The sequence below is a fragment of the uncultured Sphingomonas sp. genome (genome assembly GCF_913776855.1).
Taxonomy (GTDB): domain Bacteria; phylum Pseudomonadota; class Alphaproteobacteria; order Sphingomonadales; family Sphingomonadaceae; genus Sphingomonas.
Window position 1 is genome coordinate 48,812 of record NZ_CAJYQD010000033.1, and the last position, 13,898, is coordinate 62,709.

General features: G+C 65.7%; 14 protein-coding genes. 5 read left to right on the forward strand and 9 right to left on the reverse strand.

Features of this window, described 5'->3' with window-relative positions; all coding sequences use genetic code 11:
• The first annotated feature begins 557 nt into the window (after positions 1-557).
• The 5 genes from QZ755_RS09460 to QZ755_RS09480 all read left to right on the forward strand — a co-directional run bounded on the left by QZ755_RS09460 (position 558) and on the right by QZ755_RS09480 (position 5,054).
• Complete coding sequence (locus QZ755_RS09460; RefSeq protein WP_294322208.1) at positions 558-1,910, forward strand: alpha/beta hydrolase; 1,353 nt, start codon at positions 558-560, stop codon at positions 1,908-1,910.
• On the forward strand, positions 1,907-3,448 hold the full coding sequence (locus tag QZ755_RS09465; RefSeq protein ID WP_294322209.1) for a GMC family oxidoreductase: 1,542 nt from the start codon (positions 1,907-1,909) through the stop codon (positions 3,446-3,448). The genes QZ755_RS09460 and QZ755_RS09465 overlap by 4 nt, the downstream gene beginning before the upstream one ends.
• A gap of 164 nt (positions 3,449-3,612) precedes the next feature.
• The gene (uraH, locus tag QZ755_RS09470) at positions 3,613-4,158 is read left to right on the forward strand and encodes a hydroxyisourate hydrolase (RefSeq protein ID WP_366509173.1); all 546 of its coding nucleotides are present in this window, start codon (positions 3,613-3,615) and stop codon (positions 4,156-4,158) included.
• Positions 4,159-4,160: 2 nt separating this feature from the next.
• Entirely contained in the window at positions 4,161-4,751 is a 591-nt protein-coding gene (locus tag QZ755_RS09475) for a polysaccharide deacetylase family protein (RefSeq protein WP_294322210.1), read from the forward strand.
• 3 nt (positions 4,752-4,754) lie between these two features.
• A complete protein-coding gene (locus tag QZ755_RS09480) occupies positions 4,755-5,054 on the forward strand; it encodes a hypothetical protein (RefSeq protein WP_294322211.1) in 300 nt (99 codons plus the stop codon).
• A gap of 58 nt (positions 5,055-5,112) precedes the next feature.
• Here the strand turns inward: QZ755_RS09480 and QZ755_RS09485 are convergent, their stop codons facing one another.
• From QZ755_RS09485 to QZ755_RS09525, 9 genes are all read right to left on the reverse strand, one after another.
• Positions 5,113-5,769 (reverse strand): response regulator, encoded by a 657-nt coding sequence (locus QZ755_RS09485; RefSeq protein ID WP_294322212.1) that lies wholly within the window; start codon positions 5,767-5,769, stop codon positions 5,113-5,115.
• Positions 5,766-7,319, reverse strand: a complete 1,554-nt coding sequence (locus tag QZ755_RS09490) for a PAS domain S-box protein (protein ID WP_294322214.1) — start codon at positions 7,317-7,319, stop codon at positions 5,766-5,768. Before QZ755_RS09490 ends, QZ755_RS09485 begins: the two co-directional genes overlap by 4 nt.
• Positions 7,320-7,530: 211 nt before the next feature.
• Positions 7,531-7,815, reverse strand: coding sequence for a hypothetical protein (locus QZ755_RS09495; protein ID WP_294322216.1), 285 nt, complete (start codon positions 7,813-7,815; stop codon positions 7,531-7,533).
• A gap of 59 nt (positions 7,816-7,874) precedes the next feature.
• Positions 7,875-8,414, reverse strand: coding sequence for a hypothetical protein (locus tag QZ755_RS09500; protein WP_294322218.1), 540 nt, complete (start codon positions 8,412-8,414; stop codon positions 7,875-7,877).
• Positions 8,411-8,977 (reverse strand): hypothetical protein, encoded by a 567-nt coding sequence (locus QZ755_RS09505; protein WP_294322221.1) that lies wholly within the window; start codon positions 8,975-8,977, stop codon positions 8,411-8,413. Before QZ755_RS09505 ends, QZ755_RS09500 begins: the two co-directional genes overlap by 4 nt.
• A 68-nt stretch (positions 8,978-9,045) precedes the next feature.
• Positions 9,046-10,476, reverse strand: coding sequence for a hypothetical protein (locus tag QZ755_RS09510; RefSeq protein WP_294322223.1), 1,431 nt, complete (start codon positions 10,474-10,476; stop codon positions 9,046-9,048).
• 294 nt (positions 10,477-10,770) lie between these two features.
• The gene (locus tag QZ755_RS09515) at positions 10,771-11,835 is read right to left on the reverse strand and encodes a CsgG/HfaB family protein (RefSeq protein ID WP_294322225.1); all 1,065 of its coding nucleotides are present in this window, start codon (positions 11,833-11,835) and stop codon (positions 10,771-10,773) included.
• Positions 11,836-11,849: 14 nt separating this feature from the next.
• Positions 11,850-12,275 carry a curli assembly protein CsgF gene (locus QZ755_RS09520; RefSeq protein WP_294322227.1) on the reverse strand — a complete coding sequence of 142 codons (426 nt, stop codon included), beginning with the start codon at positions 12,273-12,275 and terminating at the stop codon, positions 11,850-11,852.
• A 283-nt stretch (positions 12,276-12,558) separates the two neighbouring features.
• Entirely contained in the window at positions 12,559-13,893 is a 1,335-nt protein-coding gene (locus tag QZ755_RS09525) for a chloride channel protein (RefSeq protein ID WP_294322229.1), read from the reverse strand.
• Positions 13,894-13,898 lie beyond the last annotated feature (5 nt).

A 13,898-nucleotide genomic window follows, 5' to 3' on the forward strand; every position in this document is an offset into this window, starting at 1 on the left:
GGAATCCGGAGGTTGGAGGCTGGTGGATCGACGTCGGTAAACGCCCATTAATCGCCGTGGTGGGAGCGGCATCGCCGTGTGTCGCCAGCGATGACCGGATTCCGCCGTGTGCGGGTAGGGCGCGATGGTCGGGCCGTCCGGCTGGCGGCAAAGGGCGTCAGCAGCGCCCGCATGACGCCAGCGATCGTGCGGTCGTCGATGGAGCCGACGTGCCGGACATGGCGCAGATGGAGATCGTCCTGCCCTGACCAGCAGAACGCTACGCCGATATGGTCGCCAAGCTCCTGTCCCGGCAGACAGCCTGCCAGCCAACGACCCATCCGCTGGACCACAACCCAACGCCCGGCGGTCCGGGCCAGATCGGGGCATGGCGACAAAGGGCTTGATCGCGGGGGAGCGTTCATCGCTATCGCCGGTCCTGCAGATGGAGCGCCATGAAAGGCGGGAACCGATCGCCTGCAGGATATTGATCCGAATTAATTTTTGTTGGACGTGAACATTCGGGAACGCGGACGTCGCTGCGTCGTCCAGCAGGGGACTTCGCTGGATGAGGCCGCATGACGCAACCGACCTTGGTATTTCTGCACGCACTCGGCGCAAGCGGCGGGGAATGGGACCTTGTACGCAGGCACCTGTCCGACCATCCGTCCCTCTCGCTCGACTTGTCTGGGTTCGGCGAGCGTGCCGATCGCGGCTATGCCGATGTCGCGGCGATGGCCGATGCCCTTGCCGATACCATTCGTGCGCATCGCCTGACTGCCTGTGTGCTGGTGGGACACAGCATGGGGGGCAAGATCGTCTCGCTGGTGGCCGCACGGGCTGGCGCTGGGGAGGAAGGGTTGGCCGGCATCCTCGGCGTGGTGCTGGTCGCCGCGTCCCCGCCCGCACCCGAACCGATGGAGGACGATCGCAGGGCGCAGATGATAGCCTGGGTCGCCGATGGTTCGATTGCGCGGGCCGATGCCGAAACCTTCGTCGATGCCAACTGCGCCGCCCCGCTGCCCGATCCGCTGCGCGAACAGGCGATCGGCGATGTCCTACGCTCGAGCCGCGAGGCATGGCTGGGCTGGCTGGAGCGCGGCAGTCGAGAGGACTGGTCGTCGCGGGTCGGAACCGTCGCCATCCCCGCACTGATCCTTGCAGGGGCCGAGGACGGCGATCTGGGCGAGGTGGCACAACGAGCGCTGAACCTACCACATTATCCGCATGGCAAGGTCGCGACGATCGACGGCGCGGCGCATCTGATCCCTTATGAACAGCCCGAAGCACTGGCAGACGCGATCGCGGGGCATATCGCCGCCGTTGCAGGTGCCACGCTTCCGGCGGGGTTCGTGCGGCTGCTTGGATCGGATCGGGTCAGCCGCCGGACCCGCGCCGCGATGCTGGCGCGGACCCGACCGGTGTCGCGCGAGGCGTCAGGCTGGTCCGCCGCGGAGCTGCAACTGGTCGCCGCACTGGTCGCGCAGATATTGCCCGACTGCGGCGCCGATCACGATCTGGCGCGGCGGGTCGGCGTAGCCGTGCAGGGGCCGGGCGATGGCTGGCGCTTTGCCGACCTGCCGCCCGATCCGGTGGCGTGGCAAAGGGGCCTCGCGACATTGGACCGGATCACCGGCGGCTTCGCAGGCCAGCCCGACGACGCGCAGCGCGACTGGTTACAGCGGATCGATGCCGCAGAAGCAGGCATCGCGGATGATCCCGATCATCTGTCACCGGCGCAGATGGCGCTGTGGTTCGCCGATGTCCGGGCCGAGATCGTACGCCAATGGATGGCGACCCCCGCCGCGATGGCCGCGATCGGCTATGACGGCTTTGCAGTGGGCGGCGATGGTCCGCGCAGGCAGGGCTACACCCGCACCGCCGCCGACGACATCGAACGATGGCAGCAGGCCGCGGAGACGTCCGCATGAGCCGCGCCCCCTTCTCCACCGGCGAAGTCGTCGATGCCGTTGTTATCGGCACCGGTGCCGGCGGCGCGCCGCTCCTGTCGCGACTTGCGAAGGCGGGGTTGTCGGTCGTCGCACTGGAGGCCGGCCGTGCCTTTCAACCGCACGAGCATGTCGCGGACGAGCTGGCCGCCGACATCTATTGGATGGAGGAGCGGTTGAGCGGCGGCACGGACCCGACCGCATTCGGTCCGAACAATTCCGGCATGGGCGTCGGCGGATCGACGCTGCACTGGGGTGCATTCTGCCCCCGCCCCGATCCGCGTGACCTGCAGTTGCGGACACTGACCGGACAGGGGGCCGACTGGCCGATCGATCATGCTGAACTGACCGGCTATATCGAACAGGTGGAGGATTTCACCGGCGTGTCGGGGCCAGCGCAGTATCCATGGGATGATGGTCGCCGCTATGCCTATCCCCCCGTGCCGCGCAACGCCCCGGCGGATGCGATGGCGCGCGGATGTGCCGCGGTCGGCATCACCGTCACCGATGCGCCCGCCGCGCTGGTCTCGCGCGACCGCGATCAGCCCGATTGGGGCCAGCGGCAGGCGTGCGTCAATTGCGGCACCTGTCACCAGGGTTGTCGCAACGCCGCCAAGACCAGCATGGACACCACCTACCTGCCCCATGCGATCGCCCATGGCGCAGAAGTGCGGGCCGAGGCGCGGGTCCTCTCGTTCGAATTCGACAGTGACGGGCGGATCAGCGGGGTCGTCTATCGCCGGCAAGGGGTCGACCACCGCCAGCGCTGTCGCGCGGTCTTTCTGTGCGCGGGCGGCGTGGAGACGCCACGCCTGCTGCTCAACCTTGGCATCGCCAATTCCAGCGGGCAGGTTGGCCGTAACTTCATGGCGCATGTCGCGACGCAGGTCTGGGGCAGCTTCGACGCCGAAATGCGGATGAATCGCGGCTATCCCTCGTCGCTCATCACCGAAGACAGATTGCGGCCGGACGACGCCGATTTCGTCGGCGGCTATCTGATCCAGAGCCTGGGCGTCCTGCCGGTCAACCTGGCCAGCGGCCTTGCGCGGGGCGCCGGGCTATGGGGCGAACCGCTTTGCGCGCTGCTGCGCAACTACAACCGCATGGCGGGGATCGGGATCAACGGCGACTGCCTGCCGCATCCCGACAACCGTCTGACGCTCTCGGACGAAACCGATGCGTTCGGCCAACGCAAGGCGCGGATCGATTTCAGCTATCATCACAACGAACACGCGATCGACCGCCATGCCCGCCGCACGATGACCGCGATCTGGGAAGCGGCGGGGGCGAGCGACATTTTTGCGGTCGATCGGTCGGCGCATACCATCGGCACCTGCCGGATGGGGACAAACGGCGATGACGCGGTGGTCGACGCCGACGGACGCAGCTTCGACATTCCCAACCTGCTGATCTGCGACAATTCGGTCTTCCCGAGCGCACTTGCCGCCAATCCGGCACTGACGATCATGGCATTGTCGCTGCGGACGGCGGATCGCTTCCTCGCGGTGCGGCCTGCATGATCGAAACCACGGGGCGGGCATCAGCCGCAATCGGGTTGCCGGTCCGCTACGCCAGCGATCAGTGATCCCTACTGTTCGCCGGCCCGCCGCTTACGCGCTTATCCATAGACAACCAGCGACAGCGGCGCTTCGGCGGAGAAAGTATCCCTCATGCGCACGGCAAGATGCCCGATCGTACCAGGCCGCAGGACCGATACGGCCTCAATCGGCAACTGGACCCTATCGAGGCCGTCGACCGTGAACGCGATGTACCATCGGCGCCCTTCGCAACTCGCTACCCGCTTTGCCCGCTCCACCACTGCACGAGGATATGGATGATGAAAACGATCGCACTAGCCCTGCTGGGCGCAGCATTCGCTACGCCCGCCGCCGCGGCGGACATTTCGACCCACGTCCTCGATCTCGCGCGCGGGGTCGGCGGCACGGGCATTCCTGTCGTTCTGCTGAGGCGCGTCGGAAACGGCGGATGGCAGCAGGTGGGAACCGCCACGACCGATGCCAACGGCCGTGTCCGCACGTTCGGGGACGCAAAGTCGTTCGGACCGGGCAGCTACCAGCTGCGCTTCGACATGTCCCGCTATTCCGATGCGGCGGCATCGCCGTTCTTTCCGGAAATCACGCTGACGTTCCGCGTTACCGACAACGAGGGCCATTACCACGTTCCGGTGGTCGTCAGTCCCTATGGTTACTCCACCTATCGAGGAAATTGAACATGGCTGCCCTGCCCCACCATGGCCGCTATCCCTATCGTCCGATCGTCAGACGCCCGGACTATAGCTGGCCGGAGGGGCGGCGGCTGGCGCTCTATCTCGGCGTCAACCATGAGGTCTTCGCGTTCGGCGACGGCCTTGGTGCCGAACTTGCGCCGGCAAAGACCGATCCCGACGTCATGAACTTCGCCTGGCGCGACTATGGCAACCGGGTCGGCGCATGGCGCTTCATGGAAATGTTCGATCGCCTGGAGCTGAAGACGACCGCGCTGTTGAACAGCGCGATCATCGACCATTGTCCGGGCCTGGCCGAAGCCTGTCGCGACCGGGGCGATGAGATCGCTGCCCATGGCCGCACCAATGCCAAGGCCGAAGGCGAGCAAAGCGAGCAGGGGGAGCGCGACCTGATCGCACGGACGTTGGAGGATTTCGCTTCAATCGGCGTGCGTCCCAGCGGATGGCTGGGGCCGTGGATTTCCGAAAGCCGTCGCACGCCCGATCTGCTGGAGGAAGCCGGGTTCGACTATGTTCTCGACTGGGCGCATGACGATCAACCGACGCGGCTGCGCACGCGCAGCGGCAAGGGGATCTAGTCAGTGCCCTATTCGCAGGAGATCAACGACATCCCCTCGATCATCGCCCGTCACCAAGAAGCATCGACCTTTGCCGACATGATCGCCGACAGTGTCGAACAACTGCTTCGCGAATGCGACCGCCGCCCGCTGGTTTTGGGCATCGCGCTGCACCCCTATATCATGGGGCAACCGCACCGGGCGCTGCATCTCGATCGGGTCCTGACCCGGCTGCGCGAAGCCGATGATTCCCGCATCTGGTGGACGACGGCAGGTGCCATTGCGCAGCATGTGACCGACCTGGCGTCCGACGCGCCGGATTGATGCTTCTGTCCGGCTTCGGCGGTCGGGCCGATCGAATTGGGTCGGATAATGTTCGATATTATCGCGGAACGGACACGCCCTGCTGCTGCGTCCGGCCATGGTCCATGGCCGGCGCCGGTCCCTTGTCGGCAGTCAGCGCGATCCGCAGGACGTCGGCAAAGCTGTCAGCGTGAAGCTTGCTCATGATATGGGCCCGATGCGCCTCGACCGTGCGGGCCGATATGCCGAGCGACCGGGCGATCGCCTTGTTCGACAAGCCATCGGCCAGCGCGACCAACACCTGCCGCTCCCGCTCGCTCAGGGTGCTGAGCAGTTGCGTCGCCCTTCGGGCGGCGTTGGTCCTGTCGAACTGGCGAAAGGCACATTCGACCGCTTCGATCAGGCGGGCCCCGTAAAAGGGTTTTTCGACGAAATCGACTGCGCCGTTCTGCATCGCCTCGACGGCGATCCGGACATCACCATGACCGGTAAGGAAGATGACCGGCCAGTCAAAGGCTTCATCGGCCAGTCGGCGCTGCATTTCCAGCCCGTCGAGTTCGGGCATCCGGATGTCGAGCATCAGGCAGCCCGGAGTCGCATCCGCCCTGCCCGCCAGAAACATCTCGCCAGAGGAATAGGTGACGACATCGACATCATAGGTCGACAGGAGAAAGGCCACCGACTGGCGAACCGCTTCGTCGTCGTCGACCAGGTGGATGGTGCGCCGCCCTGTCACGACAGGCTCCCCGATCGGGCTGCGGGCAAGGTGAAATGGAAGATGCTGCCCGACACTACACCCGCCTCTGCCCAGATCCGCCCGCCATGCGCCTCCACGATCGTGCGGGAGATCGACAGCCCCAGGCCCAGCCCATCGGGCTTGGTCGTCGCGAATGCTTCGAACAGGCGCGGTATCCGGTCCGACGACAGGCCCGAACCGGTATCGATCACCGAGATGCGGATGCTGTCCCCATCCCGCCGGGTCGTGATGGTCAGGTCGGTGACTTCGGCGCCGTTCATCGCATCCAGCGCATTGCGGATCAGGTTGACCAGGACCTGCTGCACCTGAACACGATCGGCAAAGACCTCATCGGCGGCCGGGTCGAGCCTGATAAAGGCTCGGACACCCAGTTCGCGCGCGCCGGTCAGCGCAAGGCGGCTCGCATCCTCGATCAGCGGCGCCAACGGCTCGACCCGGCGTTCGTTCTCGCCACGGGCGACGAACGTGCGCAACCGCCGCACGATCTGCCCCGCGCGCAACGCTTCCCGCCCGGCGGCGTCCATCGCCTCCCCTACCCGCGTACCGTCGTGCGCCGATTGAGAGACAAGACGACGTGCCGCCTCGAGATAGGCGGCGATAGCGGTCAGCGGCTGGTTCAGTTCGTGGGCGAGCGTCGATGCCATGGTACCCATCGCGCTCAACCGCGAAACGTGGATCAATTCGTCCTGCAGTTCACGGACGCGCATCTCCGCGCGTTGCTGGTCGGACAGGTCGCGAATGAAGCCGGTGAAGATTCGTCCGCTGCCGCTCCTCGCCTCGCCGACGGACAACTCCATCGGAAATTCGCTGCCGTCCTTGCGCCGCGCCACGACGATCCGACCGCTGCCGATGATCCGCTGTTCTCCGGTCCGGAGATAGCGGCTGATATAGGCGTTGTGGCGGGCGCGATGGTCCAGCGGCATCAGGACGGCGACGTTGCTGCCGACGACTTCCGCCTCGCGATAGCCGAAGAGGCGTTCCGCTGCGGCGCTGAACGATTGTATCCGGCCGCGGTCGTCGATGACCACCATCGCATCCGGCACCGTGGCCAAGACGGAGCGCATATGCGCCTCGCTCTCCGCAAGCCTGCGTTCCGCCGCCTTGCGGTCGCTGATGTCGAAGATGCTGTAGCCAAAGGCCCGCAGCCGACCGTCATTCCCCGGAATCGGGGTGATCGTCACATCGGCGTCGAACGGCCCGCGCCCGACGTGCAGACAGCGGGTTTCGAAACGGACCGTCGCAGCCTCGATCGCCTGATGCCGGTCGCGGCGGGCCTGTCGGGCATTGCCCGGCATCAGGTCCGCTATATCGCAACCGACCAGTTGCTGCGGATCATAGCCGAACAGGCGTTCGGTACCGTCGTTGCAGAACAGGATCGCGCCATCAGGATCGGTCAGCAACACGGCGCGATCCGCGACATGGGTCGCGAACAGCCCCAGCGCCTCCCGCGTATCGGGATCGGCCGGCGCGGTGCCGATCGGCGGCATGAGCCGGGCGAACATCGCGTTGGGCGGAGCGAACGACGCCATCAGCAATCCGCCCCGGCGCCTGGACTATGCCGCACAACCGGCACGATGCCGTGGCCGCCCGATGGCATCGATACCGTGTTCCCCTCGCCCATAACGGTCGTGCTTGCCACGATCCCTCCCCCGTATAACAATCGTTATCATTCTCACGATGCCGGCGCTATTCGTATAATCCCCAGTGCTTATCCGAAATTGTCTTCCGCCTGCTTAACGGTCACTGCGCACTAGTTCGTACCAGCCGGTAGGGCGGATTGCCTTCGCTCTCGACGGTCAGCGTGGCCGTCCATCGCTCCCCGTTATGCAGCCGGACGCGCGAGACGACCTGGCGGTCGACACACAGCGTCGCGGTGCCGGCGTGCCGGGTATAGGACTGCCCCTCGACGATCAGCGAATAGCGGACCCGCTGAAGATCGGGCGCGCTGCCTGCGACGATCAATGTCGTCGTCGGCCCATCGGCGATAACGTCCAGAACCAGGGGACGCGCCGTCCTGTGCATCATGCCCTCCTCCCCGGTCGGGCCCGTGCAGGCCAGCGCGACCATCAGAATGAAACCGCCGTTTATGGCCGCCCCCTATCCCCGTCGGTATCCCCCGGAACCTGCGCTGCAGGCGGGGGAACCGGCGGCGCGGTATGCCCGTCGAACAGCCGTTCCGCGCCGGGCGCGGTCGCCAGGAACCGCGCGAGCGCCTCCGGCCCGATTTCCTTTGCCACCAGTTCGGGCGTCGGTTGCTGTCCCCGCTGGCGCAGCGACTGCCATGCGCGCAGCACCTCTGCCTGCAAGGCGCGGTCGGGATCGACCGGTGCCGTCTCCAGTTCGGCTTCGGGAGCGGCGTCGTTCGATTTGATGTCGAGCAGCGGTGGCAGCTGGCTGACCGTCGTCGACCTGCGCTCACTTCCGATGGCGCCGATGCGCGTATCGGCGGTGGGCCGCGCGATCTGCGCCATGCCCGTCCGATCGGTGCCGCCGGGCTGATGAGCGATTTGACCTGTCGCCTCCGTCCGCCGCTGTGCCGCGCGATGGACCGCCTGCGCACAGGCGGTGGCCGCGATCGCGGTTGAGAGCAGCACCATCGGCATGATCCTGGCACGCGCGTTCATTGCGTCTGCTTCACGCTGATCTGCGCACCGCCCATCTGATCGATCGCAATTCCTAGCGCATTGCCGATCTGCGTGACGATCGCATCGTTGCCCGCGCCCAGTTGCGATACGCTCGCCTGGTTCGTGTCGCCGATCTGGGTCAGGCTGACGCTGCTGGCGCTGCCGTCCTGCCACAGGAGTGCGACATTCGCGGCACCCTGCTGCTGAATCGTCGCGTGATGCCCGATGCCGTCGGCCATCTGGTGCAGGGTCGCCTGGTTGTCGCTGCCCTGCATCGTCACCAGCGCGGTATTGGTATCAGTCGCCGCGCCGCCCTGATCGACCTCCAGCCGGTTGCCGCCCCCGCCCAGCCGGGCATCGAGCGAGGCCAGGTCCCTTTGCCGCGCCATCAGTCGCTGCTCTGCCCCGTCCATCACGATATCGATCGCGCCATCGGCCCCGACCTGATCGACGCGGGCTTCGTTGTTCTGGCCGCCCTGTCGAATGGTCGTGGTCGATTGCGCACCGGCGGTCGCGGGCAGCAACAGGATGGCGGCCAGGCCGACGCAGAGGTGGTTCCGCATGACTTTCCTTCCAAAAAGAGAAACCCGGCCCGGACGACAGGGGGATGGCATTCCGGGCCGGGCCCCGCTCACTGCACCACGGTCGCCAGGTTCGACGATCCGCTCTGCAGGACGGTGGAGATGTCGTTGTTCGACGTCTGGGTCACGAAGGCGGCGTTGCCGGTGCCGCTCTGGTTGACGCTCGACGCGTTGCCCGAACCCGACTGGATCACCAGCGCATACTGGCCGGTGCCCGCCTGGGTCACGACGGAATCATTGTCGTCGCCATATTGGCCGACGCCGGCATAGCTGCCCGATCCAGTCTGCAGGATCGACGAGTCGTTGTCGTCGCCGGTCTGGACGTTGACCGCGACATGGTTGTCGCCGTCCTGGTCGATCGACGACATGCCGTCGTCGCCGCTCTGATAGATGGCGGCCGAGTAATTCTCGGTCGGCGGGCTGTCTTCGCGCTGGATGATGCGCGCGGTGTTGCGATTACCGGTCTGCCGGGCAAGGGCGTCGCTATCCTCGCCGCGCTGTTCGATCGTCGCATCGTTGTTGTTGCCCGACAGCTGCCAGACATAGGCGACCGAGCGGTTGCCATAGTTGCGGATCAGCGCGTCACCGTTGTTGCCGTTCTGCAGCACTTCGGCATAGCCCGAATTGGCGCGCTGATAGACGTCGGAGTTGTTGTCGTCGCCCGCCTGACTGACATAAGCCGCGGAGTTGACGGGACGAACCCCGCCGGGAGCGGTCTGGTTGACCAGCGACGTATTGTCGTCACCCGACTGGCGCACGGTGGCCAGCACGTTGGTGCCGCCCTGGATCACGTCCGACATGTTGCCGTCGCCCGACTGGCCGACATCGGCCATGTCCGCCACGCCGCTCTGCATCACGGTCGAACCGTTCTGCACGCCCGACTGTGCCACGGTGGCGGTGTCGGTATCGCCCAGCTGCGCGACGGTGCTGTCATTCTGCCGGCCGGGCTGGGTCACAATCGCACTGTGATGGCCGGCGCCGGCCTGGGTGATGCTGCTCGAATTGCCCCAGCTCGAATCGCTGAGTGCCGCGGTGGCATCGCCCTGCGACACGCTCGCGCTGTTGTTGCTGCTGAACTGGTCGATCGACGAGCTGTTCTCGTCATCGACCTGCGTCACATAGGCGGCGTTGGCGTTGCCCGCCTGGTTGATGGTCGACGCGTTCGGATTGAAGCTGAGCGTCGTGGTCTGCGACACGCGGGCGAGGTTGTCGCTGCCGGTCTGGTCGATGGTCGAATCGCTTGCCGGGGGGATCGACCCGCCCGAGAAGTTGGAGCCGTCGTCCTGTTGGCGGACATCGGCGTTGTTGCGTGCGCCCGACTGGTTGACGACCGATGCGGCACCGGCACCCGACCCCAGCTGGTTGACGTTCGCGGTGTTGCTGGTGTTCGATTGCGTCACGCTGCTGGTCGATTGGGCCATGGCGCCCGACGAGATGGTGAGAGCGAGCGCCGAGGCGGCGCCGAGCAGGATGGTTTTCACGTCTTCTCTCCCGTTTTTTGCGGGCGTCGATGATCGCCGCCCTGTTCTGTGCCGGATCGACGAACCGTCGCGCCTCCGGCGTTGCGCGACCGACGGGACATCGCGGGAGCAAGGCGTGGCGAACCGCATGACGGGGCTTGCAGCCGAAGCGGCAAGCGCGCATGTTGTCCGGGTGAGCCTGGTCTCACGCCAGCTCGGTTCCCGTAACCGAACTGATCCGGACCCGCCGGTGTCGAGACGCCAATCCTTAGCGCCGACGGGTCCGTCGATTTCTCCGGCATCTTGGCCGGTCAGCTACATGTTCTTCCTGGTCTCCGCCGCCGGCTCGGCGTTGCCACTGGGAATAGAAGGTGCCGGCGGCGAAGATCTCTGTATGGGCAACAGCATGGGCCGGGGTGCCGCGTTGGCGGCGACGCGCGCGGCCCCGGTGCGCTGCGCGACTATTTGCGCGCTGGTGCAGGACCCGTCGACCGGCCGCCCTCCTGGCCCGTTGGGCAGTAGGACCTTGTCGGCGGCGATATTGTCGCGCCCGGCATAATAACGCCGCAGCACCCCCTGGGCATAGTCGGGCGTCGTGTTCAGGCACCACAGGTTCATCGTCGCGCCTTCGACGATCAGCCCATAGACCGCCGTCTCGATCGCCGATTGCAGCGCCAGCGCATCGGGTTCGTTATAGGCGATCCCCGCCTCCAGCTCGAGCAGGTCCTTGAACGCGACATAGCGAAAGGCGTTGGCATTGATGCCGACCGACGCGATCGACTTACGCACGCTGATGTTGGTCAGCACTTCCCCGGTCCGAACGCTGATCGCGCGCAGGTAGATGGTGACGGTATCCTCGCGATACTGCGTGCTGCCGCCAATGCCTAGGAACCGTGCGCCCGAACCGCCCGACTTGGTGTTGCTGTCATAACCGATAATCCCCCCTTCCAGCAGCACGCCCGCGAACAACAGCGGCGGCAGCGCCTGGGGATTGACCTTCTTCTCGCCCAGATAGGCCGCGCGCATCTCGCGGATCACCGCCCGTTCGCGCAGCAGGTTGTCGAGCTTCTCGCGCTCGATCACCGTGAACCAACGATTGTTGCCGGCTTCCTGCAACGCCTTGATAAGGATCGAGGTCGACCCCTGCGTCACCGCGCGCGACAGCGTCTGGACATTGTCGCTCGTCTTGAACTGCCCCGTCTGGTCGACGAAGTTATAGACCGCGACCGACACCCGCTCGCCCGCCGGGGGGAGGAGGCCCAGCTGCTTCGTCGCGGGCGTCGGCCGGGTCGCCTGGGCCGGCTCCCACACCGCCTGGTTATGCACGGCGCAACCGCCGGTCGACCAGGCCAGCGCCGCCAGCGCCAGACCCCGCGTCATCCTGCCCCGGCGCATCAGAAGTCACCCCCGGTCAGCAGCGGCACGACGATCTCGGTCACGCTGCCATCCGACAGGTTGGTGATCGTCAGCGTCACCGAATCCAGTCCGCGAACGAACGAAATCTCCTGATCGCCGAACTTGATGAGGCCGCTGTCTTTCGCGTTTTCACCAAATATCAAATTGGTAATTTGGGTCGACAGCGACGACAGCAACCGACTTTGCAGCGTCCGGACGAACTGGTCTGCCGGACTATTTTTGGAATCGCTTGCCGGGTCCTTGTACTTGTTCTGGGCAGAGGCGATCCCGAGGAGGTGTGCCGAGTTGAACGGGCTTCCTCCGAAAGACGGGTTGATCGGCGTGTAAACGATATCAGAGGCGCGGGCAGGCGGAATTGCAAAAAAAGCGCCAGCCACAGCTGCCGATATGATCAGCCTAGTCATACAGCCTCCCCATGTCGGTGGAGGTCGTCGAGGGACGAACACCACCCCAGTAGATCCGTTTTTTATAAGCAGGACATCCTGCGGATCGTTGGGAAGTATTTACCGCGAATTAACGATTCGTCATATGCGTAGGATTACCTAGCTATTGATTAGTGTCCCATCTTGACGCTGTTACCGACAAATCGCGCATATTGCTGAAGAGGGGGCAGCGACACCGGACCGGGGACGACAAAAAGCCGTCCACGCCAGGGATAGCGGGGTGACGGCGGGCCGCCCAGGACCGTCAGTTCGCCTTTGGTCCGCCCGGATTCGCGAATGTCTGCGCCAGCCCGTGGTACAGCTTGTCGCGACAGATCCATTGGCTGGCGAAGTCGGCGATGAACGCGGTCGCGAACATCGGCAGCATCAGCCCGCGACTCGCCGTCGTTTCAGACAGGATGATGACGGCGGTCAGCGGCGCACGCACGACGCCCGCGAAATAGGCGACCATGCCCAGGATGACGACGGCGCTGGCCGGTTCATCCGGAAAGACCTCGCGCAACAGGTTGCCGACCCCTGCCCCGACTGCCAGCGATGGTGCGAAGATGCCGCCGGGCAACCCTGCGATCGCCGTGGCAGCGGTCGCGACAAGCTTTGCCGGTCCGAACCAGAGCGGCGCATCGACACCGACGATCATCGCCCGCGCCGCCGAATAGCCCGTCCCCCAGGTCAGCCCGGTCGAAACCCCCAGCACCGCGACAATGCCACCACAGATGCCCGCGAACCACACCGGCCGCGCGCGTGCCCATGACGTCACGCGGTTGCGCCCGGTCGCCATCGCCAGCAGCAGGCGGGAAAACAGCCCCCCCGACATCCCGCCCAGGATACCGGCGACGGGCACGACGATCAGCGCCGACGACAGCGGCATATGCGCGCCGATTGCTCCAAAATAGATATAATCGCCCTGCACCGACTGGGCGACCATGCCGGCGATGACGATCGCCGCCAGCACGAGCAACGTGACACGTTGTTCATAGGCGGACGCAAGTTCCTCGATCGCGAACAACAGGCCTGCCAGCGGCGTATTGAACGCCGCGGCCACGCCGGCCGCCCCACCCGCGATCAGGACCCCGCCGCGCAATGGCACCCGCATGACCCGGTGGGTGGCACCCATGATTGCGGCGGCAAGCTGTACCGTCGGCCCCTCGCGGCCGACCGAGGCACCGCCCAGCACGGCACCGACCGTCAGCGCCGCCTTGGCCGCAACGGTCCGGATGGAGATCAGCGTTGCGGTTGCCGCGTTCGGATCGGCCTGTGCGGCAATGACCTGCGGAATGCCCGATCCACGCGACAGGGGGGCGTAGCGACGGGTCAACCACACCAACAGCATGAACGTTAGCGGTGTCGTCAGGAGCGCCCACCAGCGAGCGGCACGGGCATAACGGCTGAAGACATCGCCTGCCCAATCCGACGCCTCGGCGAACAGCGTCGCGACGATGCCCACCACGATCGCACCGGCCAGGATCGCGGTACGGGTGCGGAACTGCACCGACTGCGGTCCACTGGTCCGGAGCAGCGCACGGAAGCGCGACGGGGTCCAGCGTCTCGTAACCCTGAACCTTTCGAAAAAAGGTGCCATGGACA

Coding starts and splice junctions, on each gene's coding strand:
- QZ755_RS09525 (WP_294322229.1), bottom strand. CDS start 13,893: ATGGCACCTTTTTTCGAAAGGTTCAGGGTTACGAGACGCTGGACCCCG.
- QZ755_RS09465 (WP_294322209.1), top strand. CDS start 1,907: ATGAGCCGCGCCCCCTTCTCCACCGGCGAAGTCGTCGATGCCGTTGTT.
- QZ755_RS09475 (WP_294322210.1), top strand. CDS start 4,161: ATGGCTGCCCTGCCCCACCATGGCCGCTATCCCTATCGTCCGATCGTC.
- QZ755_RS09505 (WP_294322221.1), bottom strand. CDS start 8,977: ATGCGGAACCACCTCTGCGTCGGCCTGGCCGCCATCCTGTTGCTGCCC.
- QZ755_RS09490 (WP_294322214.1), bottom strand. CDS start 7,319: ATGGCGTCGTTCGCTCCGCCCAACGCGATGTTCGCCCGGCTCATGCCG.
- QZ755_RS09520 (WP_294322227.1), bottom strand. CDS start 12,275: ATGACTAGGCTGATCATATCGGCAGCTGTGGCTGGCGCTTTTTTTGCA.
- QZ755_RS09500 (WP_294322218.1), bottom strand. CDS start 8,414: ATGAACGCGCGTGCCAGGATCATGCCGATGGTGCTGCTCTCAACCGCG.
- QZ755_RS09460 (WP_294322208.1), top strand. CDS start 558: ATGACGCAACCGACCTTGGTATTTCTGCACGCACTCGGCGCAAGCGGC.
- uraH (WP_366509173.1), top strand. CDS start 3,613: ATGCCCGATCGTACCAGGCCGCAGGACCGATACGGCCTCAATCGGCAA.
- QZ755_RS09495 (WP_294322216.1), bottom strand. CDS start 7,815: ATGATGCACAGGACGGCGCGTCCCCTGGTTCTGGACGTTATCGCCGAT.
- QZ755_RS09515 (WP_294322225.1), bottom strand. CDS start 11,835: ATGACGCGGGGTCTGGCGCTGGCGGCGCTGGCCTGGTCGACCGGCGGT.